Raw genomic sequence first — 25,948 nt, 5'->3', positions numbered from 1 at the left:
TTAGTTGACTATATATCTCAAAGTCCAAAGTCCGTAAAAGGTTTAGTTAAAAATGCGCAAATGACGGTTGCTAATGTTTCGCAGTATTTACAGACACTACACAACGCAAAGCTAGTAAGTTTCAAGAAGCAAGGAAATTTTGTTTTTTATGAATTAGCTGACTCTTCGATAATTGATTTCATACGCACGTTGCATAGTTTATCTGAGAAACAATTAGTTCAAGTACAACTAATTCAAAAAGAATTTCAAAACAAGCATTTTCAGATGGATGGATTGTTTTTGATCGAATTGAAAAACCGTATGGATAATGGTGAAGTTTTGCTGCTGGATGTAAGACCGAAGGAAGAATATGATGAGGAACATATTCCAGGGGCTATATCTATTCCTATTGAAGAATTAAAAGAGAAGCTTGTATCCTTACCTTCAAATTGTGATGCAGTCGCTTATTGTAGAGGACCTTACTGTTTAATATCCGTGGAGGCAATCGAATTATTAACAACAAAAGGGGGTTAATGCTTTTCGCTTGGAACAAAGGTCCAAGATTAGAACGAATTCATACAGCTTCTATCAATAAAAAGAGCGTTATTATTAGAGCCACTGTAATGGTCTTAACACAAATTATTATGATCGCAATTATGACAATGACTGGTGGTGGCCTCCTTGCTTTATTCCTGATTCCGGTCGTTCTGTCGTCCCGAAATTTAAATAATAACAAAGGGTGATCTCAAGCACGCTGTGAGATCACCCTTTGTTAATTTAGTGGTCCTGCATTTTTGAATAGCGTTCATTTTATCCCAAAAGTGGGCTAACCGTAATTTGTTTTAGACTTATTTCACCACAGCCGCCCGTAATTTTGAGCGTATTGATGGCGCCCGGCAATAAATTCACGGTAATATTCGTATTTCTACTAAATTCCTGAGAACCACCTGTGGATAGGGCATTCAGGAGGGAATAATCCTTATCATTGACGTATAATCTCACTTTTGCCAAGCGTTCACGCGTATCATATTGAAGTTCAATAGACGCTCTTCCCCCTTCACCTCCATCTACATTATTGATGAGAACGTAAGAACCTTCTGTTTGTAAGTGGCTCACCACCTGCTGACCCGATGCCAGTGTCTGTATTTCTGCTCCTCCAAAAACGATTCCCTCGGCTGCTGGATACGTCTTAAGATAAGGATTTGCTTCCGGTGCAGCTCCAATCGAAGAGACGCCCTCTTTGGTCTGGATAACCGTCTTGATCGTACCGTCTTCGTTAAATTCTAGGTAATCTATACACACACTGCGCAGATTGCCTTCTCCAGAAATGGCTTGATTATGATAGAACAAATACCATTGCCCCTTGAACTCCACTACAGATCCATGCGTTGTTGAACAACCGGTCGGCTCCAGAAAGATTCCTCTGTACGTCCACGGACCTAGCGGATTCTCACTGGTTGCGTATCTCATTCGATTATTGTCTTCTAAGTTATCGGCATAGGTGAGGTAGTACAGATTCTTTCTTTTAAATACCCAGGCTGCTTCATGAAAATCTTCTAGTCCTTCCATTTCGGACATTCCATTCTTCAGAGACAACATATCCTCACTCAATTCCCCACCTAGACATACACTGCCCCCGCCGTAATACATATAGGCGCTATCCTCTTCGTCCACTAACACACATGGATCAATCAAGGCGAACCCGCCAAGCCCCGGAATATACCCCTGATCCGTAAAATCACTGGCTGGCTTCTTGCTGGTCGCTACTCCAATTTTCCACGAATCATTCCAATTCGAGTCGTTCGGATGGGGATAATAGAAATAGTAGGTTCCGTTCTTGTACGCACAGTCTGGAGCCCACATGAAACCGCCTTCAGGTCTGCCCCAAGAGACATCCTCCGAACTAAGAATTTCGCCTTCATCCAGCCAATTAACCATGTCCTGAGAGGAGAAAACATGATATCTGTCCATAAGATCACAACCTCTGGCTGGATCCATATCATGAGATGCGTAAATATAAATCTTGCCATCCTTCCAGACATGGGCTGATGGATCTGCTGTATAGATAGACGTAATTACAGGGTTCAAGGATGTTTTCTGATTCGTTTCGACATATAGTTCTTGCTTGTTGTAAGTCACGCCAAATACCTCCTGAAATTTGTTTTTTGATTGGATGTTACTCTAACTCTGTATTAGACCATGAGTATTTTGGTTGCCAAGACAGGAGCTGTTTAGCTAAAGCATTACTAACGATAGCCTCTCTATCTAGGAATGGCTTACGCAAATCTACGACTTCAGGGTAGAAGCTCTTCAGCAGCTCTTCCGTTGTCCGGTCACTTAATGTATCATCTCCAGTGATATTCAGATGAATGGCTCCATTAAGCTTCGCATCTAAAGCGGCCATACAAGCGCTAACTGCATCGCGAATATCAATATAACTCCATAAAATATGTTTGAATGTCTCCGGTTTGGCTAACGCTAAATGTCGATAATCTCCTGGGCCAGTGATCATTGAGAATCGGAGTGAGGTCACCTGCATACCATTTCTCCGGTGAAACATTTCGGAGGTCAGTTCGTTGACAACCTTGGAGAGACCATAACATTCCTGCGGGAGCTGGGGATGCTCTTCATCTACTGGAAAATAGTGCGGAGAGAATGGTTGTGGAGCCCAGGCAAACCCGTAAGAGGACTCACTAGAGCCCATAACTACTTTTCGAATACCCAAGAGTGAAGCCGCTTCCAGCACATGATATCCAGCCACCGTATTATTCGCATAAATATAAGCGTGTGGATAATGAATCGGAGCAGGTATAGCTGCCAAATGAACGATAGCGTCGACGCCTTCTAGCGATCCCACCACTTGCCCGAAATCATTTAGATCGACTTTAACCTGCTTACAACGGATTCGATCTGACAGATGATTATCTAATGACACGACATTATAATGCTGCTCTTGGAGCATCCCGATCACTTGAGAGCCGAGTTTGCCCCCTCCACCCGTAACTGCAATAGTGTTCATTTCAATATACCTCCTTTATCAGCTTTTTTTCTCTGAATCTAAGGGCGAACCAACGTTCCGTCCGCTTTGCGGTCCAGAGGATAAGGCCGATGATATGAACTAGAATTCCATTGTTCTCTGAGAAGAGATTTAGCCATCACTTCATCGATATCAATACCGAGTCCCGGTTTGTCAGAGGGGTACAGATACCCACGATGTCTGATGATATGACCTGGAAAAGCCTCTAACTCCTTCTCCTTGAAATGATTGATTTCCTGAATGCCGAAATTCCAGACTGCCATATCCAGATGCACTGCAGCGGCCTGGTTCACCGGATCATTCTCGCCACCTTCTTGCCAGGCTGTACGGACGCCGTAGATTTCACCCAGTGCAGCTATTTTACGACATGCGCTGATGCCACCTGCCTTGGAGACTCGTACCCGAATAAAATCAATCAGCTTCTCTTGCATAAGTCCTGTCCATTCCTGCGGATTCACGAACAACTCCCCTACCGCCTGCGGTGTGGCGCTCTGTTGTCGAAGCTGACGGTACCAGCCCATCTGCTCGGGTGCAAGTGCATCCTCTAAATAGAAAAGACTATATGGCTCTAAACGTTTTGAAAGTTGGATCGCATGGATAGGTGAAAGATGCTCATGAACATCATGCGTAAACTGAACCCCTGAACCAAATTCCACACGGAGCTTCTCGAACATGTCAGGAATGGTAGTCAGATAAGCATGCTCGTCAAATACAGGACCACTGCTCCAAGGATAGACTGGGAGGTTCGCTTCCTTTCCGCTAACAAAACCACCGCCTCCGTATCCTCCCATCTGGACGCGGATCACGGTGTATCCTTCTTCTATAAATTTATGAACCTCTTCCTTAAGCTCTGTGATATCGGCACCACCCGCATGGCCATAACAAGGCACCGCCGAACGACAGGCACCGCCCAGTAACTGATAGACTGGCAGCTTCGCTTCCTTGCCTTTGATATCCCACAAGGCCATATCAATGCCACCGGTAGCCGTGTTCATAATCGCACCATTTCTCCAATAGCCGCTCATATGCATGAGATGCCAAAGATCTTCAATATTTGCCGGGTCACGACCCACAAGTAGTGGTGCAAGCAGTTGTTCGACCACTTGAACTACAGCCTCGGGATTGTACAAATCTGATGCGGAACCAACTCCGTACAAACCGTCCTGATCCGTCGTTACTTTCACAATAGTCCAGCTTCCATCGTGTCTGGTGCGGATGCATTTTATTCCTGTTATTTTTGCCATGATTTCACCATCCCCTTATGTGTCGCTTCTATTTTAATGCAATCATCGACACTTCCAAACGGGGCGTTATTAAACTTTCCATCCCATTTCTATCCTCTTATTTAATTGTAGAATGGCAGAAAGCAAAAAGCGTCCCAGACTGTCGTTAAACAACAGCTCAGGACGCCTTTTTAATTATCAGAAGCTTTATAATTACTCGGCTTCCTTTGCTATGGCAAATACTGACTTCACTTTAAGTTATAAATCCGATACAGAAGGACTGCGGTTTCCGCACGGGTTAGCTTACCTGAAGGATTCAGATGACTACCACTTCCTTGTAACAAACCTGCCTCTACTAACATGTTCATACTGGTATGCGCGTAACCGGAAATGTGACTCTCATCTTTAAAGCTGCTCAGTTTGACTTCCCCTAGTGGTGTCAGGAGTAACTCTTTGAGTTTCAAAGCTCGAACAATGAAGACGGCTGCATCTTCCCGACTAATGATCGCATCTGGCATAAATCTTCCGGTACCGACTCCGGTTGCAATACCCAGCGCTTTAGCCGTTTCAACTGCCTCGGCATAGTAAGCACTTGGGTCCACATCACTGAACGGTGTTGCTTCTGAGACGCTTAGACCCAATGTATCCACAAGCAGCTTCACAAAGTCGGCCCGTTTTATAGGTGCTGCCGGTTGAAAGGCTGTGTTTGAAACCCCTTGTATAATCCCTTTAGCTGCTAATTGCTCTATAGCATCCTGTGCCCACGGTACATTCTCTAAATCTGTGAAGGATAGAGCATTGAACGATACCACATATTGCCCCAGATCCTGCACCTTAAAGACTACAGCACCCTCTTTATATTTTGCACCGGGTACAACCTTTGTCTTCATATCCTGAAGAATTTGTAAGATGCCTAGACTGGAAGATTTATTGACCTCGCTCGCTGGGAGGTTATAGGGAATCGCCAATGTAAGCAAAGAATTCTTATCACTCCAAGAAACGATTTTGCCACCTGAAACAATTGTAAGTTCTACTGCTGGAAGTTTACCCAAATTATCCTGAATGTCTTTACTCCATTTCATACGGTCTGCATTTCGCAGATAGAAAGTAACCGTCGAATCGAGATCTTTTCGGATAGATGCCAGTAAGTTGCCCGGCAGGTAAAGAGTACCTGTTGGCAGTACAAGCTCGAGTGTTTGCTCTGCAGTACCACTCGCTACGAATGTTGAAGGCAATTCAATACCATATCCTACAGCCCCATTAACTGCTGTTACCTGAACCGCTACCTGCTTTACTCCATTTTTATCAGTTCTTGCTTGTGCGAATGCTCTGGCAAGCTCTTCCGCTGTGACTACAGCGTTAGCACTTTTCGATAAGGGATCAAGAACTGGTAAGATCTTCACTTCAACAATACCATCGGCTCGTAGAGTGATTGATACGTTATTACTAGGCTTAGGGGTAGCGGATGGCACTGGTACTGGTGTTTCTGTGCCAGGTCCTGGTGTTGGCTTCACGGGATCTGGATCTGGATTTGGTTTACCCGGCACTCCGATAGCTGCCAATCTGGCAATCAAAGCCGTCTTCACCATTCCTGCAGGTAGCAGGCTTACAAAATTAGCAGCCGAATCTTGTCGTGTGGTATCCTTGTGAATCTCCGCTTGAGCAACCTGTGCCGTAGCAGACTGGATAAGTAAATCTGAATAATCACGATTCAACAGGATCAGTTCTCCATACAACGCAGCATCCTTACTAGAGCCAATCCCCTGATTGTACTCCATGAACCCCGAACGCCCTGCTCCATCGTTTTCATTGATCAATACCGTAAAACCAATTACATCTGAGGGTGAGAACGTATAACCAGCTTTGTGTAGTTCACTAAACGGAAGCGTCAGTTTATAAGTCGTCTGATGATTCGCCTCGTCACGAGTGATATCCGCCTGAACGTTATTCAGCGCTCCAGTCTGTACGCCCTCTGGTGCTCTCCATCTCCATTTGCTGACATTACCTTGGTTGTTCAAGGCAAAGCCTAATTCACTCACATTTTTACTGGATGAACCGTCCTTCTTGGACAGGTCTATACCAAGCTGTAAACTATCACCTTGCCAAATATCTCCGCCATTCCAGGTCTGTGCATGCACATCATCCTGAACTACAATAGTTGTGTACAAATTCTGTGCATCCCAATTTACATTGGCTTGTGCGCTGAGATCGTCTATGCCCTTCCATTGCCCGCCGACACTGGAATATTGGTCGATGCTCGACAATGTTATGGTCGGAGCAACCGCCGATTCCACTCCATGATGCTCGGCAAATGATTGCGCCAATCGGACAGAGGTTGTGTAAGTATAGCCATCATCCAGTGTAACGCGGTATTTCAGCGTATCACTCGACAAGTAAGGGAGCTCCATTTCCAAAGACTGCCCTAAAGCAATTTCTTTGAAGCGGACAGGTTTGAACCTGCCGGCATAAACGGAAGGCTGTAGCAACTCAATGCGCCCACTCAGCGCCAGTTCACTGGTCACATTAGTCACGGTTAGCACGTTTTTTGCTTTTTCCGGTTCGCCAGCATGAAATGGAGTTCTCTTAAGACTTAGTGCAACCGGAACCAGATTGGTGCCAAACACTTTATTTACGGCTTCGTTAACAAATTGCATGCCACCCTTAAAAATATTGTTCGTAATTACAAGTTTATCAATATCAGGTCCAGCATAAACATGCGTAGTACGTGGCTGCTGGAAGTAAGAATTATACAGCGTAGTATCACCACCTAGAGCATTAATCCCCCGCTCTCCGACAGTCGTGAAGTTCGCTTGTTGAATTCGAACCTTTCCAGCATGAACATCGATCGAACGAGTGGTGTCTCCCCACATAGAGGTGTTGAATAACGTCACTTTGGAATCGAAATCTTCGCCGATTACCACATAAACTTTATCAGAGGTGCTCATGGATACGAGCTCGGTATTGATTAGAGACAGTCCCGCAGGCCCAGCACTGTCAATCACCGCCCCTTTTTTACTTCCATCCGTTCCGTGACCGATAACAATTGCTTCAGGACCAAAGCTATTCTGCTCCTCGAAATGAATACCATACATAGAGCCGTACACAAATGTGTTAAAGATGGTTTCCTGCTTCACATGTCCGACACGAAATGCATCCAGATTATCCTTCTGATAGTTCCAGACTTTGTTGAAGTCAGCATCATTGGCCGGGTGATTCGGGTAATTGTTTCTTCCGTAATAATGCGGGTTGAATTGGACATTGCGAACCATGCCCCCCTCTGCTCCACCACCGATGTATATCCCTTCTTTTAGAGGAGAACCGGCAACATAATCAATATAATGTCCACTCGTATCATAGCTGCCAAAGTCGATGCCTTGATAGGAGTTGATCAAGGTAGTATTGATGGCGTACACGCCATGACCTTTCCCTTGGATCGTCCAAGAATAAGGCTTTACAGTGTTCCAATCCTGCTGGTCATAATATACTGACAAGCCTCTGACCCCGGAGGAAGCCTCCAATGTGATCAGTGGTGTTCCTTGCGGATCATTCTCCCCATAATTGGTGAACAGTACCGTTCCGCCACCAATCGTGTGGTGAGGCACATCCCAAGAACCCCGCAGCTCCACTCCACTTGGTATCGTAATTGCCGAATTCACGCGATAGATCCCAGCTGGTAAGTAAACCGTACCTCCTCCAGCTAGTTTCGCATCATTTAAAGCTTGCTGCAGAATCGACGAGACATCGTTTTGTCCGCTTTTATCTGCTCCATAAGGCTGATCTGTTATATTGTACATTTCCACAGTTGTAGGTTTCGGTTGTTGAGCCAAATCGAGAGAGGCTACTTCAGGCAACGTCTCCAGATTGTATTTCTCATCCCAATGAATATTCAATTGCGCGGCGTCGCTCTCATTTTGCACCTGCAGCTTACCTTGATACCCAGAATTGATTGCATTCAGTTCTGCTGCAGTTCCTTGTAACAAAACATGATGTGTTGGTTTGGCAAAAGTAGATTGACCAAGGATAAGTGAACCGGCCTTTGCTGTAATCGCGTATCCACCAGATTGGTCATCCCAATTCTCAAAACTGCTGTTCTCGAAAGAAAGTACACCTGTTCCATCGTTAAGAACTGCTTGATGGGGATTACCACCTACGGTTACTTTATTGAATTGAACGATAGATCGAAAGCCGGTTGTAGCGTGAATTGCTACCGGGTTCTCTCCCGCATCCGCCTTGAAGCTGCTATCAGAGATCAGCAAGCCATAATCATTGACACCTTCAATTTTGAGTGCGGTCTCACTGTTCTCAATATTGATTTTGTAGAGCTGCGCATTTGCAGTTTCTAGACTGTCGGTTCGAGTTGTCATGCGCAGACCTGTCTTGAAGCCGGACAAGAATACATCTGACATGTATTCCCAGTCGGAGCGTCCCATAACAATCCCTTCGGCATGAGCAACAAGATATTCTGTTAACGTATTCTTTTGAGGAGATCCCGCCAGTCCTGAACCAGACCAATAATCTGGAGCTAGACGAAGATGTTCTATGCGTCCGATATCCGTTGTGAAATCAAGGAAAACCCCTGTATTTAAAACAGTGCCATATACATTTTTAATATAATGAAGCTCATTCCAGATCGGTCCGATCTTGATACCCTTATAAGCGTTAACTAAGGTCACGTTCTGAATCGTTGCACTATCGCCCGAAAGCTGTTCAAACGTCCACGGATATCCTGACGGATTTATAGCTGATTGTTCCGGATACCAAACCGATAGGTTAGTTACTCCACTGGAAGGAGAAAGCTGAATGAAGCTAGGTGCTTCCTCTTCTCCCTTGCCGCCATAGGCGTCAAGAATGGTCCCCTTCACTTCCTTGTTAACATCATCGGGGCTTATCCAATCCCCGCGGAGCGTAACTCCAGTAGGAATGATTAGACTCCCATTCATCCTGTAATGTCCTTCCGGTGCAAAAACAACGCCACCTCCACGATTGCCTGCTGCATTCAGTGCATCTTGAAAGGCCTGCGTATCATCTTTTATCCCATCCCCTTTAGCGCCAAAATCCTTCACATTACTATCAGCAATAACGACATCCTGTGTTGTATAATTAGTAGAATATACTTTAGTCTGCGCATCTATTGCTGTTCTCAATGTTTTATTGACTGTCACTGAGGAGAGATAGAGCTCAGGATTATTGGCTGGAGCCCCTGCTCCACTTACACCAATTCGAAAGTCTGCACCATTCGTGCCATTCGCAAAGTACGCATCGTTTAACTTAAACGTATAGCTTTTCCAGCTATTCGTATTCTTGTAAGTGTACAATGGAGCATCTTTGAATGGGGCTGATTCCGCGTCATACTGCAGCACCATGCTTCCATTGCCGCGATCATAATAATCTACGGTAACGAATACATCTTGCGTTTTGTTCTGAAATAAATAGTCATCATTTACATTGAAATAGAAATAGAGAATATTTTGCCCCGGATCACTGGCACTCACGGACTGGTTGGTCTGCCAATAGTCTTTACCATCCAGAATTCCCGTTTGTAATCCCGAAGCAGGCCCATCACCGGGTAATGCCGCAATTCCGTCGGATACCACTTGATTTCCCAGCTTGATGCTAACGCCATTTCGTGAATCCGCTTTCAGCTTCTTTGTAACTGTGACCGCAGCAACCTTTAAATCTCGGTTTGAGGCTGCATCTATCCCTCCACCTTCAACACTAAGCCGCATATCCGTACCGTTAGTTCCATTTGCGAACCGGATATCTTTTAAGGTAAACGTTTTGCTCTTCCAGGTCTTGGAGTCGCCATACTGAAATACTTCTCCATCCTTGAACGCCGCAGTCTGTGCATCGTACTGCAGTAGGAACTTTCCATTGCCTTCATCATAATAATCAACGGTAACATCAACATCATAATCATCACTGTTGTACAAGAATTCATCAGCTACATCTAGATAGATGTAGCTAGTTGCCAGATCTTTTCCTGTCTCCCAATAAGTGACCCCAGAAACTGTTCCGGTCTTCAGACCAGCTGGCGAGTCCCCAGCTCTAGCAGTAATACCATTCTCCATAGGTATTTCTCCTAAGCTGATATGCACGGATTCGGATTCGGCCTTCGCTGAGTTTAGCGGAAATTGAATACAGGACACAAAGAGCAGAATCGCTAATATTCGGGATAGCTGTACGCTGAGCTTTGACCGGGATTGATGTATACGCAAGTAACGCACCTCCAAGGATTATTAGTTGTTCATTTCAAAAAAAGAGGAAGCCCGCCGATGAAGGCGGCTTCCCCTTTGCCCTAAACCTTATTTTTTGGCAGCAAGATAAGCGTCTATTTGTTTCTGAGTTTCGGTAATAATTTTATCTAGTCCGTTTTTCTTTTGAGTCTCCACATAATCGGCTACAGCTTTATTAACGTCTTTCACCATCCCGTATTCAATCGGTCTGCTGAGCTCATCGGTGGCTTGATCGCGTTTAGCTATTTCATTCTTCATAGCGTCTTCGGCAATAAACAATCCATCGATAGGCGAATTCACATTGTTAGGCTGATTAGCAAAATCGGCTTCCTTTACCCAGAAATCTTTAGCATAGGTTGTAGTTGGGCGCATGAATTGTGGTTTCCAGAATGCCCATTGTCCACCCCACTCCATGTAATTGCTCGTAGAAGACTGCATGCCTTCTGGATAATCCGCTGCTTCACCGTTCAGCTCATAGGTTTTGCCTTCGATACCATATTGCAACAAATCATACAGCGTCTGATCGGTCTCCACCATATCGAGGAAACGCAGAACCCGGTCTGGATGTTTGGAGTTCACATTGATGGCAACAACATTGGCGAGCGCTGTTCGGTTAACATATTTCTTGTCTGGATACATAAGTGACATTCCTTGTTTATAGTTGGCATCGGAAAAGCCTGGATCTGCGTAAGCCCATTCATGAGAGGTTACCGTAAAGAGCAATTTACCATTTCTCCATTGATCCTCCGCACCTTCTTTATCGATCATAGCGTCTCTGTTGATCAGTTTGTCGTCATACCATTTTTTCGCCAAAAGTGAAGCTTCGAGGAAGAACGGCTGTTGTTCAACAGATTGAATAGTAATTTTCGGATCACTCAGATAGAAGCCTAACCCATGGAAGTTGAGATCAACCCATTCATCGCGGATATAATACAAAGATAGTGGTGTAGTACGGGAAAGCTTCTCGTTCGGGTAAGCCTTTTTCAGCTCACGAAGCAGATTGTCGACATCTTCAATCGTTTGAATCGAATCCGGAGCGATGTTAATGCCAGCTTTTTCAGCCAGATCTGAACGCCAACCGGCAAATTTACGTTCATTCATTTTCATTGTCCATGGAAGTCCTACGATTTGTCCGTTAACCGTTGCAGCTCCTAATGTTCCTTGTTCTACATATTTCTTCTCAAGATTAGGCGCATATTTCGGGAGCAGATCATTTAAGGCCATGTAGGAGCCTTTCGCCGCCATTTGCTTATAGGAGAGCCAATCTCCATCAAAGTTCATATCCCAGTTGTCCCCGGATGCGGCCATGACTAGCATTTTTTCCTTAAAGTCTCCAAACGGAATGAAATTCACAGAGAACTTTACGTTTAGACCTTTGGATTTCACATAATCGCTGATCTTGGACCAAACCTCGTCTGTGGCTGCTTTTTTATCCCCACCAAAATAGAATTTGAGTGTAACCTCATCTTCACCTTTCGCGGTTTCTGTGTTAGTGCTAGTGTTGTTGTCTTTACTTTGATTTCCATCATTGGACGACGTATTTCCACCACTTGAGCTACATGCGGACATAATCAGTCCTAGCAATAGCGTTGCTATCAGGACGATCTGAAATCTACCCATGCGTTTGCGCATCCTAATCTCCCCTTATACCTTTAATTTATACTATACGACATTCGTCGACATAGTTAACCTTTAACTGCTCCAACCATAAGTCCTTTAACAAAATAACGCTGCAGAAATGGATACAAGAAAATGATAGGTCCGATAGTTATGACCGTCAGCGCCATTTTGATAGACTCGGAAGGAATCTGAGCAGAAATTCGCTGCATCGCAGCCGCATTTCCGGAGTTCTTCAAGAAATCGACATTGGAGATCAGTGTGCGTAGCAGCAATTGTAGTGGCTGAAGTTCCTGTTTATCTACGAACATTAACCCGAGGAACCAGTCGTTCCAATATCCGAGAGCTACGAACAGCCCAACGGTCGCTAGAACGGGTAGAGCAAGTGGCATGATCAGCCTGGAGTAGATTCGGAATTCACCCGCACCGTCCATTTTTGCCGATTCATGCAAATCCTCAGGAATGGAGAGCATAAAGTTTCGAATAAGAAACATGTTGAAGGCATTGCCCAGCGAAGGAAGAATAAGTGCCCATATCGTATCTTTCAAATGCAGATATCTGACAATGACGATATACCAAGGCACTAACCCCCCACTGAAGAGCATGGTGATGATGACAAAGATGGATAGAATATTCCTATATTTAAAAGAACGTCTTGCCATTACGTAAGCACCCATGCTAGTCAAGAAGAGTGACAAAGCAGTTCCGACAACAGTGACGAATGTGCTGACTCCGTACGCCTCAAAAATCCGATTGGAGCCAAGAAGCAAAATACGATAGGAATCAAACGTTATCGTCTTGGGCCAAATAGAATAGCCGTACTGCATAATATCTTTTTCTGTGCTCAGTGAGCCTGCGATGACCATGAGGAACGGAAACAGGCAGGCCAGACTGAATAGACCGATTACCAGAGCAATTAAAAACTGGCTGAGAGAAAATTTTCTTGCTAACATTGTGTCGGATGACCTCCTTAGAATTGAATGTGTCTATACTTCGGGACAACTGACCTTTAGAATATCGCTGAGTCTTTGTCTATCTTCCGTGCGGCATAGTTACTGCTAAGTACTAAGAAGAAAGCAACAAAGGACTGTAGGAAGCCCGCAGCGGAAGCCATTCCAATATCACCCGATTTCCGTAAGCTCCGATAGACGAAGGTGTCAATAACATCTGTGGTTGGGAAGAGCAGCGAAGCGTCTCCTACCATGGCATAGAACATCCCGAAATCTGCATTCATAATTCTTCCAACCGCCAGTAATGTCAGGATAATAATTGTTGGTCGCAGCATCGGAATACTAATGTATCTAATTTGCTGCCATCTCGACGCTCCATCAATGGAAGCAGCTTCATAATAGGAACTGTCAATAGAGGTTAACGCGGCCAAATAGATAATTGTGCCATAACCAGTGATTTTCCAGCGGGCAGCAATGGTTAAGATCGCCGGCCATAATTCATCCCGACTATAGAAGTCAATCGGTTGTAGATGTAGGTACTCCAGGAAGCGATTAATTGCTCCAGTCTCATAATTCATCAGATTATAAGCGAATACACCTACGACAATCCATGAGATAAAGAAAGGTAAAAAGGTTAAGGATTGCGTAATTCTTTTGAAATACTTATTGCGCATTTCATTCAGCAGTAGTGCAAACCCTACTTCAAATACGAGCCCTACTACTATGAAAAGAGCATTCAGGAGAATCGTGTTTCGAATGGCTCGAAAAGCCACCGGAGAAGAGAATACATAGTCAAAGTTGCTGAATAGCGGGTCCATCCAATCACTTCCGAAAATTCCTTTGGAGAAATCAAAATTTTTGAAGGCGATTACAAGACCAGCCAGCGGTAGATAGTTAAAGAGCAAGAACAGTACCCCGACGGGTAAGAACATGAGCAGCAAGGTGCGATTTTTGTACAGTTCCTTGAACACTCCGTTTAGTTTCATATCGATTTCCCTTTCGCTGTTTGGATAATTTAATTGTAAAAGAGTGGATATGCACTTACTATGAGTCAATCTTGCACTTTGTTGATTCATTTTTATCCTGATCACCGAGATACGTGATCAACAGTCTAAAAATAAAAGTAGCGATTCTCCGAGAAGGGAGAATCGCTACTTTATAAGATTTTAACGATTTAATAGGTCTAGCTACTCGATTAATGGGTATCATCTGTTTTGGACAGTTCTTCGCCTACCTTCATGGGATGGCGCAACAAAATACGGGTTCCCCCTTCTGTACCGATCTGAATCTGGAGCTTATACTCAGACCCAAAATACAGCTTCAAACGGTCATTCACATTTCTTAACCCTACACCTCGACGAGTTGTTGTATACATTTCCTCCTCCGCATCATCATGATCCAATTCATCAATGATACTCTGTGGAATGCCCTTTCCGTTATCTGCAATCTCGATGATCATATCTTCCTCTTCACGCCTAGCAGACACAATGATCTTCCCCTTCTCAAAGTCACTCCGCACACTATGTTGGATCGCATTCTCTACAAGTGGTTGTAGCAGCAAGCGAAGGAATGGAAAATCTAGCAAATCTTCATCTAAGGAATATAATATACGGATCGTTTTGCACATACGGCCCTGCTCGATGAGCACATAAGCTTTCACTTGCTCTATCTCACGCCGCAGTGAAGTGATCTCCTTCCCTTGATTCAAACTCAACCGCAGGAGATTCCCAAGTGCAGATACCATTTCACTAATATCGCTGCGCCCGTGGTTCTCTGCCTTCCAGCGAATTGATTCAAGTGTATTATAGAGAAAATGTGGGTTGATCTGATGGCTCAGAACCTGAAACTCCAGTGCCTTTTTCTTTCGCTCGGAACGCCAAGCTTCTTGGATCAATACATCAATTCGTTGAACAAGGCTGCCAACCCCTCGATATAACCAGCCTACTTCATCTCTTCTTGGCGAAGTTAACGCTTCTGTTTGGAAATTCCCCTCCTCCATTCTCCGCATCAGCCTTACCAGACGTGCGATAGGTTGAGTGAAATACACTGTAATGTAGAAGACAACGGCAAAACAGCAGATGAGATAAATAATCAAGAAGATGATCAGCAAACGAGTCATTTCGTCACTTGATCCAGACAGTTCTTTCAATAACGTCAGACTAACAATCGCCCAAGGCTCACTGTCCAAGCTGACATAAGTAGTAAGATACTTGTGCCCGTCAATCTTAAGCGTCTGTGAGCCCTGCGAGTTCTGTTGAAGATGGGAGACGAATGAATTCGAAGGGAATTGCTTGCCTGCCCATTCATTGGAGGAGGAGTCATAATAAATGGTGCCATCCCGATTCATCAGCAGCAGCTTCTGATTTTTCAATTGCTCGGTGGGTGAGAAATAACGCTTCAAATGATCCTCTGAAATTTCTGTCACGACCATACCTCTGGGCTTCCGATCAAAGAGACCTGTAAAGCGCTTGATATACCCTAATAAAGGACGACCATATTTGCCTTGCTGTGGCATAAATAATTCCCACATTGGACCTACAGTTCCTTGTGACCGTTTAAACCATTCCTCTGACGTAATATTCGCCGCTTCTCCCAATGTATTCATATAAGAAGGATAAAGCGAAGGATTTATCGGATAGACCCGCACTCGGAAGGCATCGATTTGTGGAGTAGCCTGATAGAGTACAGTAAGCAGATTAACAGTGAAGTCCTCTTCTTCAGCAGGATTAGCTGGTGGATCAATCAGTAGATCTTGTACTCGTTTGTTGCCGATTAGAGTATTGACCTGATCATTAAGTGTATTCAGATAAATCTCAAAATTGTTGGTTGCTTGCTGGAGATAGCTCAGTGAAATCTTCGTATTCGTGTTTGTGATACCCTCAATAGACTTGATATGTGCAAAGTAAGCGAAAATAAGAAACGGCACAATAATGATCATTAAAAATACCAATATTATACGGTTCCTTAACGATGCGCCCAAACGCAGAGTGAACCGATTCATAACATTTCCTCCTTCCAGGCATATCGACAATAATCCCCGCGAAAATTTGCAATTCACTCATTGTGGTAAAAAATGCATTTACTATAATTAGGCTGTAGCGTTCATCATCTAATGGAAAAGAGGAAACGTATTGACTGGAGCTAGCAAAACCGTTGTACATGTCATTTCTCACACTCACTGGGATAGGGAATGGTATATGCCCTATGAAGCCCATCACGTTAAGCTTATTGAAACTATAGATTCCTTGATCGACACATTTGAATCCGACCCGGATTTTAAAAGCTTCTATTTAGATGGACAAACCATTGTAGTGGAGGATTATTTGCAGGTTTATCCGGAGAAGCGTGAAATGATCCAAAAACTGTGCGATGATGGCAAGCTCTCCCTCGGGCCATGGTACATTCTTCAAGACGAATTCCTAACGAGCGGTGAAGCGAATGTTCGCAACCTGCAAATCGGACATCGTGATGCAAGGACATTCGGTCCCATCTCTAAGATCGGCTACTTCCCGGATTCTTTTGGCAATATGGGTCAAGCTGCGCAGATTCTTCAGCAAGCTGGTATCGATACGGCCGTCTTCGGCAGAGGGGTAAAAGCCACGGGTTTCAACAATCGTGTGGAAGAAACCTCTGACCAAGAATCTCCTTACTCTGAACTGATCTGGCAATCCCCTGATGGCTCCAAAGTGCTTGGTATTCTCTTTGCGAATTGGTACAACAACGGCATGGAAATTCCTGTAGATCCTGACACAGCTAAAAGCTACTGGAATCATCGTCTTGCACGTGCCAGACAATACGCCTCCACCCGGCACTTACTGCTCATGAACGGCTGTGATCACCAGCCCATCCAAACCGATCTTTCTGAAGCTTTACGGGTTGCGCGTGATTTATATCCAGACTGCGAATTCATTCATTCTAATTATGATGATTATGTAAAAGCCATTAAAGAGGAGCTTCCCGATGACTTAACCCTAACTACAGGAGAGCTTCGCGGGCAACATACAGATGGCTGGTACTCCCTAGTGAATACTGCTTCAGCGAGGATATACATCAAGCAGCTTAACCAACAGAACCAGACGTTGCTTGAAAAAATATCTGAGCCACTAGCCGCACTCGCACACGGATTAGGCAAACCTTATCCCCATGGTCTACTGCAATATGCCTGGAAGACTCTCATGCAGAACCATCCGCATGACAGCATTTGCGGCTGCAGCGTAGATGAGGTCTACCATGAGATGAAGACTCGGTTTGCAAAAAGCATGGAGGTCGGTTCAGCTCTCATAACTGACAGCACCAGATTCATTAGTGCTAAGGTCGACACCTCTATCTTCGCATCATTTGGAGAAGACGCCATTCCGTTCGTAGTTTATAATACTAGCGGCTATTCTAGCAGCAGTGTAGTGACCTTGGAAATTGAGTGGTCTCACCGTTTCTTCAATCAAAGTGAAGACCCATGTGCCATATTCAAGCAAGTCAGGGACAGAACGCATGGCGAGGGCTACCTGGTCAACTCCCAAGGTGATCGATTAGACTGCACTGTTGAAGATCTGGGAGTACGCTTCGGTTACGAGCTGCCAAAAGATAAATTCAGACAGCCTTATATGGCCCGTGCATTACGGCTAACCTTTGAGACAAAATCGCTTCCTGCCCTAGGACTGGCAACTTTTTCTTGGATTCCCACAAAGGATTCAGCGATACCAAAGACTTTATCAGGTACTATGATCACCGAAGACTTCACTATAGAGAATGAATATCTTCGAATCCGCGTGGCAGAAGATGGAAACTTCTCTATGTTCGATAAAACCAGTGAACAGCTATACAGCGGTCTGGGTGTATACGAGGATGTCGGTGACATAGGTAATGAATACATTTTCAAACAACCCGAAGGTGATGTGGCCATAACTACACGCGACATCCCTGCGGAGATTCACCTATCGGAGAATACCCCTTACAGAGCTGCTTTTGAAATCAGACATACCCTAGAAGTTCCGGTCTCAGCCGATGAACAGCTTCAGCAGGAAGTAGAAACCATGGTTGAGTTCCGGCAGCGGAAGTCAGTCCGGTCACAGCAGCTTGTCACTCTGAATATTGTGACCTGCATCAGTCTGGAGCGTGAAGGTCATTCCTTGCAAGTGCATACTCGTATCGACAATACTGCAAAGGATCATCGTCTCCGTGTTCTGCTACCATCTGGGGTTAAGGCCGCGCACCATTATGCCGATTCTGTCTTTGAAGTCGCCGAGCGCAAGACTGTACCTGCACCTGAATGGGAGAATCCAAGCAACTGCCAGCATATGCAGTCGTTTGTGGATGTACACGCTAATGAACGCGGCTTGACTGCAGCTGGTAAAGGTCTGAACGAGTATGAAGTGTTGCAGGATGAGATGGGTACTATAGCACTAACACTCCTTCGTTCGATAGGAGAGCTTGGCGACTGGGGCGTCTTCCATACTCCTGACGCTCAGTGCCTTGGCGTTAATGTAGCAGAGTGGAGCCTTATCCCGCATAGCGGAGGTGACAACCGCTTCGCGGCCTACCGTGAAGCCTACCGTTTTGCTGTTCCCGTCGCTACTGCTCAGACAGGGATTCATGAAGGAACACTTCCTCCTGTGCACAGTTTTCTTGCATGGGAAGGTAAAGAAATAGCTTTTTCCAGCTTAAAAATCAATTAAGATAATGGAGATCTAATGGCACGCTGGTACAATCTCGCTGACACACCCTCCGATCTAAGTATTCATTCCCATGTGAATGCCAATCTGTACCTCAGCAACATTCTGGAGGAGAAAACATCCGTCGTTCAGTCACAACCACTTCCGGTAAGTAAGGCAGGGATTGTAACCATAGGAATCACGACTTCTTAAGTCTTAACACTCGTAAATATCCAGGCAACCCGATTCTACTGAACCGAGTCGCCTGGATTCTTTATTCTTCAGCAATTCCAAGCTGTCTTCTGAAATCCTTAGGTGTGCAGCCTACCTGTTTCTTGAAAAGCTTTGAGAAATGCACCGGGTCTTTGTAGCCGACCTGATAGGAAATTTGATAAATTTTAAACTGCACATCGTATAGCATTTCTTTTGCCTTTTTAATACGAATATCTGTTAAGTATTCGAGAAAGGTCATATGCAGTTCTTTCTTAAATAACTTACTAAGCCAAACCGGAGTTACGTGAACCGCAGAAGCTACAATTTGCAGCGTTAGGCTTTCAGCATAATCACGGTGTAAAATCTTCTCAGCTTCGCTAACAATTTGGCTGGGTGTATGCGAAAGCTTTCGAAAGTCGGCAGCAATCTCATGCAGAAAGATCTCTGTTTGTTCACGAAGCGCCTGCAGAGTATCGTATTGCTCCAACAGCTCCCAAACTGCGATAGGATTATTTTTCCAACTCTTAAGAACGGTTCCCTCCGCTCCCCGCCGGAACACTTCGAACAGCCATTCGAAAATTTTCTGCTGGATATCCCTTAGTTGTGTAAGATGCCAAGACTGTATCATCTCTATGAAGTTATCCATCGCTTTTGTTATATCATCATCCGAACCATATCGAACCAAATCAAGCATTTCTTCCGGGTTCTGAAGTGACAAGTTATCACTCTCGCCGTCGTAAAATAGTCCTTGCTCAGTGAATAATCTGTTACCCCCATAAACCGCCTTTTGCTCCATTACACTTACAGCCTCAATATACATATGGTGCAAGTTTCTTGTATTGCCCGGTTTAGTCAGCATTCCTGCACTAGCAGTGATTTTGACAAAATCATTGATTCTTTGAATGAAGAGCTGTGCCATGCCCTGTGCGATATCCGAATGCTCCTGCGAAAGGCTCCCCAGCACAATAATCCAGCGGTTATAACGGTCCTTATAGAGAGCAGAAGGATGGGCGTATTCCTCTTCAAGCGTCTGATGTAACACATTACTAATCCCGAATAGAATCAGTTCCTTCTCATGCGGATTTTTATTCTCTATCGCTTTTAAATTATCAGCCTCAACGACAATCAACATCGTGGGCTCCTTTAGCATCCATTCAAGCTCCAATGTTTGAAGACGGTGGTATCTACGCATTTCAAGATTAGGGTCATAAACCTGCTCAATCATTTCCTTTAATAATTCCTCGCGCATTGTGGAGATGGCGAAGACCGCCTGATTCTTAAGCATTTGCCGGTTCCGATGATCCATCTCTTTTTTATTGATGTTCTCTATCGATTTATCTACCATTTTACCTAGTTCATCCAAATTAATTGGTTTCAAAATATAATCGCATACCCCTATTTTCATGGCCTGCTTGACCAGTTCAAAATCATCATAACCACTTACAATAATCTTCTCAGGCTTATACTCCTCTTCGGCAGATAAGGCGCTAAGGAATTCCAGACCAGACATGCGGTTCATCTTGATATCTGTAATAATCAGAGCGGGCCTGATCTCAAGTGCCGTACGTAAAGCCACATCACCATCATCCGCAACAAGAACCTCTGTAATATTGTAATTTCCCCAATGAAAGCGATTCCGTAATCCTTCACGAATCTCATATTCATCATCCACTATAAGTACACTAAGCATCTGATCTCCCTCCTGACTCACTTGGATATACAACAATTTCTTTTGGAAATTATAGTCTTTAGTTTCATAGTACTCGACACGAGTTAGGATTGCACGGAGGTAATCCATAACTTTTATAGGGGGATATTAACTTGCTTTTTTAAATGCGCAGCGTTTGTAAAATAATACAAAAAAGCCGACAGATAAACTCTATCGACTTCCCCTTCATTTCTTCATTTGTATTAAAGTTCAACGATCTTCGTAGCAACATTGTTGCAAAATTCCCGATCATGCTCCACAAAAACAAGAGTCGGCGTGTATTCAAGCAACAGTTCTTCAATTTGCATCCGTGAAATGACATCAATAAAATTAAGCGGTTCATCCCAAATGTACAAATGAGCTTTCTCACTAAGACTTTTGGCAATCAGTACTTTTTTCTTTTGACCACCGCTGTAAGTGGATATGTCTTTATCAAATTGGATTCTAGAAAAATCAAGCTTTCGTAGAATAGATTTAAACAGACTTTCATCGATTCCATTCTCTCTGGCATAATCCGTTAAATCCCCCTGAAGATTAGAAGTGTCTTGGGATACGTAAGAAATGGTAAGCTGATTATCCTTTATGAGAGTGCCTGTGAAATCTATATCCTCGTCACACATCAATTTGATGATACTTGATTTTCCTGAGCCGTTTTTACCCGAAAGCGCAATCCGCTCACCCTGCTCGATAGTGAAGCTTACATCTGAACATACCCTTTTTCCACCGTAAAAAATCGAAATATGGTCTAGCTCAGCAAGTTGACGTTTATGATAGGCAAGCTGTGTAATCTCTAAATTCTCAGAATTTTCGATATTTTTAAGAAGCTTAGACTTTTCATTGATCGCAGAATTTTGTCTTTGCTCAATGGCTTTAGAGCGTTTCATCATTTTAGCGGCCTTGTGTCCAATGTAGCCTTTATCTACCTTTGAGCCGGAATTTCTCGTTCCGTTTTTTGTTTTTTCCACTTCATGTGACCAGTTGCCTGTCCGTTTAGAAGAAGCAGACAAGCGTTTAATATCTCTTCTGAGTTTCTCGTCCTCTGCTAGCTCAAAGTTATCTTGTCTGACTTTATTATCCCACCAGCTTGAAAAATTTCCTTTTTGGATCTCAATATTAGTCTTATTTATGGATAAAATATGGTCTACACAATTATCAAGAAAAGATCTGTCGTGAGAGACCAGAATATATCCACTTTTCGTATTGAGATAATCACTGACCAGTTTTCTAGCCGTCATATCTAAATGATTGGTAGGTTCATCGATCAACAGGAAGCTATTTTCTTTAATGAAGAGAGTGGCTAACAGCACTTTCGTCTGCTCTCCGTTAGACAATGAGTCAAAGGGCCGATATAACACATCTTCAGACACCTTTAATAATGAAAGTTCACGCAGTAATTTCCAATGAACATATTCCGGGAAAATCCCGCAGATCACATCCAGAGTATTAAGCTCCTTGTTATCCACTTGAAAAGGGAAATATTCAAAACTGACATGCGCAGAGATATTTCCGCTGTATTCATATTTTCCTAGTAATAAACTCAAAAAGGTAGTCTTTCCTCTACCGTTTCTTCCGGTAAATCCTAATTTCCAATCCGTATCGATTTGAAAGTTAACATTCTCAAAGATGTTATCGTAGCTGCCTTCATAGGCAAAGGTTAGATTGGTAACATTTATTAATGACATATAAGTATCCTCCTGTATAAAAAAATAAAAGCCACCAGAAAGTTACTTTCTTGTGACTCAAATAAATACAGCAAATCTAGCCCCTAATGGAGTTAGATAAGGATATATTGTTCGAGTGAAAAGAAGTAGTAACTTTCTTGCATACAAAAAATAAAACAAACGAAATAAACCGTTTTTTTGTTTTATTCATCATGTGTCGCAAGAATAATTACTACACTATACTTTTCAACTCCGATCATTAATTTGTATCCATGTTATCATGCCGATTTGTTTTTTTCAACTTTCCGATCCTTAACGCATTAAGAAATTCATTCGTTAGGCGTTCGCTAATTCATCTGCCGAGGGGCCGTAAAGGCCCGGAACTGGTATATTTAGAAGTCGGAAATATACCCCAAGCTGTGCCCGGTGGTGAATCATGTGATTCAATCCGATGGTACGAAGCGCGACTGCCCGTGTCTGACGGCGGATAACCGCTGTGCCATTACGCAGTGTCCACTCCTCACCAAGTGTCTCTACATTGCTATCAGCTATTAATTTTTCGATCTCGTGAGCTCTCATGTCGAACTCTTGCAGAACTGCGGCTGGGCTCTCCAGCGCTTCTCGACGATATGATACAGATGCTAAATCAAACTCCGAGTGAAGAAGAATGGCTGATTGCCAGTTTAGCAGATTGACGAGATGTGTGGATAGCCCACCGAGACTCATTGACTTTTCGTGTGGTTTCCATGTCATATGCTCCTGCGTCAGCTTCTCCAGCATACGACGCGTACCTGCTAACTCCTGCAAGACATCCCCAATGATCAGATCTTTATCCATTCCTCTATCTCCTCTCAAAAATGAAGTACCCACTAAGTTTATCATAGAGCATCACCCTTGAGTTTTTCGACGATACCCTTCTTCAAGGATTTCTCGTAAGCCTTGAGTTCTTTTTTGAATGAATGTATTCCAAAATACTTTACCTTTATCAGCTAATTCTTCGTTAGTATAATTTCCTTCTTCAAACTTTCCCCAACAACCATCCTGTGTTAACTTTTCCCATCCTAAATAATCTGCATACATCCGGTTTTCTGAAGGGATATCTGAGCCCATTGAATTGATCTTAACCAACTCAGGACAGAGCCACATAGCAGTACAAACGGATAATAATCCTCCATGCATCTCATTTAAATTTTCTAAGCCTGCCGCTTCAACGGCCTCTTCCCATGCATTATGATTATTATGATTTGCGGTAATTAAAATAATCTGAGGGTACTTATAGTTGATTTGTTTAACAAATGCTCCCTCCCAATAGGATCCACCATGTCCTGTACATACCAAGAACTTTCTAAAGCCTTGTCTTATTAAATTACAAATAATTTCTTCTAACATGGTTGTTAAAATAATTGGACTTACTGTAACCGTTCCTTTGAAATTCGCATGTTCTTCAGAGGTATTGAACGGTAAAGTAGGTAACACGTAAGCATTTAATTCTCTCCCGTAAGCATCTGCATATAACTCTGCAATAAGCGTATCCAAATGCATAGGTAAACTGGGTCCAAATTGCTCCGTTGCCCCTACTGATAGAACAACTGTATCAATCCCACTATTAGATAATTCCAATGTTGTATTCTTAAAACTAAGCATAATAGCACTCCCTATAAAAGCTCGAATCTTGATATCCATCAGATTATACCATTTCCAAGACGTGGAAAATAACTATAAATAAACTATACCTGAAAACCTATATATTCTTGCAGAAGCATAAAAAAAACTCCCATAAATTGAACCTATTAGATCAAGGTTTCATGAAATGGAAGGATTATAAATGGCAGGCCTGATATGGAATTTTTAGAGAAAGTAGCGACTTCGCTGTCTCTGGTGCTTAGATACTCTCTACTAATTGCATGGTCGTTACACATGTATTATCACTCTTAAAAGTGGAAAGTGCGGCTTTCGCTTTTACACCATCCTGTTCAATCGTTACATTATATTTCTTATCGCGAGGTAACCAAAGATCAATGAAGCCGTTAGATTGAGACTGTATAGTTTGATCCACAATCACGTTGCCCTCAGTGTCCTCGACATATACATTAAACGCTTGTTCTGTTAATTCCCCTTGGCATCCAGTCAAGCTATGTGTTGCACACGGGTGTGTATTCTTAACATATGGTGCGATGGAAACAAAAAACTCATCTTTGGGCAAGTCATATTTGGTTGATTTATTGTTGCTGTCGGTCACAATGAGCTGCTCTGAAGTGATGGAAGCAGAGAGGTCTTTCATGCTGCTTGAGCTATATTGCTGCACCAATTGCTTAACGTTAGCTGTATCGGTTGCTGCAGGAGATTTATTATCGTTTCCCCCCATAAATAAAACTGCCCCTAAAACAACTACAACTACTGCACCAGAAGCTATCCAGATTTTTGTTCTCATTAATATTCAACCCCTTCTCTTCGATTCAATCATTCTCATAACACCAATAGTTCACATATGTTTCCTATTATATCATTATTACATTAACATGAGATCTGACAGAAGCCACGTTATAATAGTGAATTTTCACGAAACCTTTATCATTGATATTAACGATGCACAAAAAAGGCCTCTTCTGGTTATTCACCAAGAAGAGGCCTTTAATCTTGATATATTATTTAAGCTTGCAGACTATTTACTAAATCACGAATGACATCCGCTAACGGAGTGACAGGACGACTCAATACTTTCTCCAGATCGTCACTTACAATATCCAGCCATCCTTCACGAATACCACGCTGAATCGCAACAACAATTGGCAGTGCAGCTTCTGGTACACCGACCTCAGCCATAATTTTCGCATAAGCTTCGTCATCAACTTGCATCACTTTGATTTCTTTACCGATTACGTCACCTATAATCTTTGTCAACTCATCTTGTGTTAAAGGCTTGCCAGACAATTCATAGACCGTATTCTCATGTCCTTCCCCTGTCAGAACATTTGCGGCAGCTTCTGCATAATCGCCTCGTGCAGCCCAGCCAACCTTACCACTCCCAGCAGAAGTTACCCATGGAGCACCTGCTACTGCACCTTGAATCGATCCAACCTCATTTTCCATATACCAGTTGTTACGAAGGAAACTGAAAGGAATTCCTGTAGCTCGAATGGTTTCTTCAGTTACACGATGTACTTCAGCAAGGAACAGCTCGCTCTTCTCTGCATCTCCTACGCTTGTGTAGGCAATAAACCCAACCCCGGCTTTAACAGCTGCATTAACAGCTGCTTTATGTTGGCGAATCCGAGTCTCGTTATCCCCATCTGCAGAAACTATTAACAATCGATCCACACCGGCAAATGCTGTAGCCAGCGTCTCCGGCTGATCAAAGTCACCATGACGGACTTCCACTCCACGCGTTTTAAGATCACTTGCTTTATCTGGATTCCGAACACTAACTACAAGATCTCCAGCGGGTACAGTTTTAAGTAGAGATTCTATTACTAAGGATCCGAATTGACCTGTTGCTCCTGTTATAGCTATTTTCATTTAAATTTCCTCCTCAAATATGAATGATATGATTCCTCTTAATTAACACTAACCTGTAACTATTGTAGTTACATTCTAAAAGGATGTCAACTCCTTTATATTCCTGAACTTATCTCAACCTAATAAATACAAATAACCCTCGCGGTTTCCGGTTGGAATACAG

16 protein-coding genes and 3 pseudogenes are annotated in these 25,948 nt (G+C 43.4%); 5 read left to right on the top strand and 14 right to left on the bottom strand.

The window, feature by feature from the left end; translation table 11 throughout:
- Positions 1 to 12: 12 nt before the first annotated feature.
- The 3 genes and pseudogenes from M2444_RS33525 to M2444_RS02420 form a co-directional block, all read left to right on the top strand.
- Positions 13 to 60 (top strand): annotated as a pseudogene (locus M2444_RS33525) (hypothetical protein); the annotation flags it as partial.
- Positions 61 to 513, top strand: coding sequence for an ArsR/SmtB family transcription factor (locus tag M2444_RS33520; RefSeq protein WP_481857448.1), 453 nt, complete (start codon positions 61 to 63; stop codon positions 511 to 513).
- 41 nt (positions 514 to 554) lie between these two features.
- Positions 555 to 647, top strand: a pseudogene (locus M2444_RS02420) (hypothetical protein); the annotation flags it as partial.
- Between the two features lie 142 nt (positions 648 to 789).
- Here M2444_RS02420 and M2444_RS02415 read toward each other — a convergent pair.
- The 8 genes from M2444_RS02415 to M2444_RS02380 all read right to left on the bottom strand — a co-directional run bounded on the left by M2444_RS02415 (position 790) and on the right by M2444_RS02380 (position 16,040).
- Entirely contained in the window at positions 790 to 2,118 is a 1,329-nt protein-coding gene (locus M2444_RS02415; RefSeq protein WP_280786157.1) for a family 43 glycosylhydrolase, read from the bottom strand.
- 37 nt (positions 2,119 to 2,155) lie between these two features.
- A complete protein-coding gene (locus M2444_RS02410) occupies positions 2,156 to 2,998 on the bottom strand; it encodes an NAD-dependent epimerase/dehydratase family protein (protein WP_280786156.1) in 843 nt (280 codons plus the stop codon).
- Between the two features lie 38 nt (positions 2,999 to 3,036).
- A complete protein-coding gene (locus M2444_RS02405; protein WP_280786155.1) occupies positions 3,037 to 4,260 on the bottom strand; it encodes an enolase C-terminal domain-like protein in 1,224 nt (407 codons plus the stop codon).
- Between the two features lie 227 nt (positions 4,261 to 4,487).
- Entirely contained in the window at positions 4,488 to 10,454 is a 5,967-nt protein-coding gene (locus M2444_RS02400) for an S-layer homology domain-containing protein (RefSeq protein ID WP_280786154.1), read from the bottom strand.
- Between the two features lie 87 nt (positions 10,455 to 10,541).
- On the bottom strand, positions 10,542 to 12,104 hold the full coding sequence (locus M2444_RS02395) for an extracellular solute-binding protein (RefSeq protein ID WP_280786153.1): 1,563 nt from the start codon (positions 12,102 to 12,104) through the stop codon (positions 10,542 to 10,544).
- A gap of 53 nt (positions 12,105 to 12,157) precedes the next feature.
- The gene (locus M2444_RS02390) at positions 12,158 to 13,042 is read right to left on the bottom strand and encodes a carbohydrate ABC transporter permease (protein ID WP_094868719.1); all 885 of its coding nucleotides are present in this window, start codon (positions 13,040 to 13,042) and stop codon (positions 12,158 to 12,160) included.
- Positions 13,043 to 13,098: 56 nt separating this feature from the next.
- Complete coding sequence (locus M2444_RS02385) at positions 13,099 to 14,025, bottom strand: ABC transporter permease (protein ID WP_094868718.1); 927 nt, start codon at positions 14,023 to 14,025, stop codon at positions 13,099 to 13,101.
- Positions 14,026 to 14,234: 209 nt separating this feature from the next.
- Positions 14,235 to 16,040 (bottom strand): cache domain-containing sensor histidine kinase, encoded by a 1,806-nt coding sequence (locus M2444_RS02380; RefSeq protein WP_280786152.1) that lies wholly within the window; start codon positions 16,038 to 16,040, stop codon positions 14,235 to 14,237.
- A 130-nt stretch (positions 16,041 to 16,170) separates the two neighbouring features.
- Here M2444_RS02380 and M2444_RS02375 point away from each other — a divergent pair, with 130 nt between their 5' ends.
- On the top strand, positions 16,171 to 18,711 hold the full coding sequence (locus M2444_RS02375) for an alpha-mannosidase (protein WP_280786151.1): 2,541 nt from the start codon (positions 16,171 to 16,173) through the stop codon (positions 18,709 to 18,711).
- 12 nt (positions 18,712 to 18,723) lie between these two features.
- Positions 18,724 to 18,900 (top strand): annotated as a pseudogene (locus tag M2444_RS02370) (hypothetical protein); the annotation flags it as partial.
- A gap of 61 nt (positions 18,901 to 18,961) precedes the next feature.
- Here the strand turns inward: M2444_RS02370 and M2444_RS02365 are convergent.
- The 6 genes from M2444_RS02365 to M2444_RS02340 all read right to left on the bottom strand — a co-directional run bounded on the left by M2444_RS02365 (position 18,962) and on the right by M2444_RS02340 (position 25,785).
- Complete coding sequence (locus M2444_RS02365; RefSeq protein ID WP_280786149.1) at positions 18,962 to 20,590, bottom strand: response regulator transcription factor; 1,629 nt, start codon at positions 20,588 to 20,590, stop codon at positions 18,962 to 18,964.
- A 221-nt stretch (positions 20,591 to 20,811) separates the two neighbouring features.
- A complete protein-coding gene (locus M2444_RS02360) occupies positions 20,812 to 22,290 on the bottom strand; it encodes an Lsa family ABC-F type ribosomal protection protein (protein WP_094868715.1) in 1,479 nt (492 codons plus the stop codon).
- Between the two features lie 315 nt (positions 22,291 to 22,605).
- Positions 22,606 to 23,106, bottom strand: a complete 501-nt coding sequence (locus tag M2444_RS02355) for a DinB family protein (RefSeq protein ID WP_094868714.1) — start codon at positions 23,104 to 23,106, stop codon at positions 22,606 to 22,608.
- 51 nt (positions 23,107 to 23,157) lie between these two features.
- Positions 23,158 to 23,913, bottom strand: coding sequence for a creatininase family protein (locus M2444_RS02350; protein ID WP_280786148.1), 756 nt, complete (start codon positions 23,911 to 23,913; stop codon positions 23,158 to 23,160).
- Positions 23,914 to 24,151: 238 nt separating this feature from the next.
- On the bottom strand, positions 24,152 to 24,700 hold the full coding sequence (locus M2444_RS02345) for a CueP family metal-binding protein (protein WP_280786147.1): 549 nt from the start codon (positions 24,698 to 24,700) through the stop codon (positions 24,152 to 24,154).
- A 218-nt stretch (positions 24,701 to 24,918) separates the two neighbouring features.
- Positions 24,919 to 25,785 carry an SDR family oxidoreductase gene (locus M2444_RS02340; protein WP_280786146.1) on the bottom strand — a complete coding sequence of 289 codons (867 nt, stop codon included), beginning with the start codon at positions 25,783 to 25,785 and terminating at the stop codon, positions 24,919 to 24,921.
- Positions 25,786 to 25,948: the final 163 nt, after the last annotated feature.

Source organism: Paenibacillus sp. PastF-3 (genome assembly GCF_029893135.1).
Lineage (GTDB): Bacteria > Bacillota > Bacilli > Paenibacillales > Paenibacillaceae > Paenibacillus_AQ > Paenibacillus_AQ nitricinens.
The sequence above is the reverse complement of the archived record's forward strand: the minus strand, read 5'-3'. Positions and strand labels throughout refer to the sequence as shown.

What these genes read in the sequence shown, in the direction of transcription:
- M2444_RS02395 (WP_280786153.1), bottom strand. Translation starts at nt 12,104, where the DNA reads ATGCGCAAACGCATGGGTAGATTTCAGATCGTCCTGATAGCAACGCTA.
- M2444_RS02350 (WP_280786148.1), bottom strand. Translation starts at nt 23,913, where the DNA reads ATGCTTAGTTTTAAGAATACAACATTGGAATTATCTAATAGTGGGATT.
- M2444_RS02355 (WP_094868714.1), bottom strand. Translation starts at nt 23,106, where the DNA reads ATGGATAAAGATCTGATCATTGGGGATGTCTTGCAGGAGTTAGCAGGT.
- M2444_RS02390 (WP_094868719.1), bottom strand. Translation starts at nt 13,042, where the DNA reads ATGTTAGCAAGAAAATTTTCTCTCAGCCAGTTTTTAATTGCTCTGGTA.
- M2444_RS02345 (WP_280786147.1), bottom strand. Translation starts at nt 24,700, where the DNA reads ATGAGAACAAAAATCTGGATAGCTTCTGGTGCAGTAGTTGTAGTTGTT.
- M2444_RS02410 (WP_280786156.1), bottom strand. Translation starts at nt 2,998, where the DNA reads ATGAACACTATTGCAGTTACGGGTGGAGGGGGCAAACTCGGCTCTCAA.
- M2444_RS33520 (WP_481857448.1), top strand. Translation starts at nt 61, where the DNA reads ATGACGGTTGCTAATGTTTCGCAGTATTTACAGACACTACACAACGCA.
- M2444_RS02360 (WP_094868715.1), bottom strand. Translation starts at nt 22,290, where the DNA reads ATGTCATTAATAAATGTTACCAATCTAACCTTTGCCTATGAAGGCAGC.
- M2444_RS02340 (WP_280786146.1), bottom strand. Translation starts at nt 25,785, where the DNA reads ATGAAAATAGCTATAACAGGAGCAACAGGTCAATTCGGATCCTTAGTA.
- M2444_RS02380 (WP_280786152.1), bottom strand. Translation starts at nt 16,040, where the DNA reads ATGAATCGGTTCACTCTGCGTTTGGGCGCATCGTTAAGGAACCGTATA.
- M2444_RS02365 (WP_280786149.1), bottom strand. Translation starts at nt 20,590, where the DNA reads ATGCTTAGTGTACTTATAGTGGATGATGAATATGAGATTCGTGAAGGA.
- M2444_RS02405 (WP_280786155.1), bottom strand. Translation starts at nt 4,260, where the DNA reads ATGGCAAAAATAACAGGAATAAAATGCATCCGCACCAGACACGATGGA.
- M2444_RS02385 (WP_094868718.1), bottom strand. Translation starts at nt 14,025, where the DNA reads ATGAAACTAAACGGAGTGTTCAAGGAACTGTACAAAAATCGCACCTTG.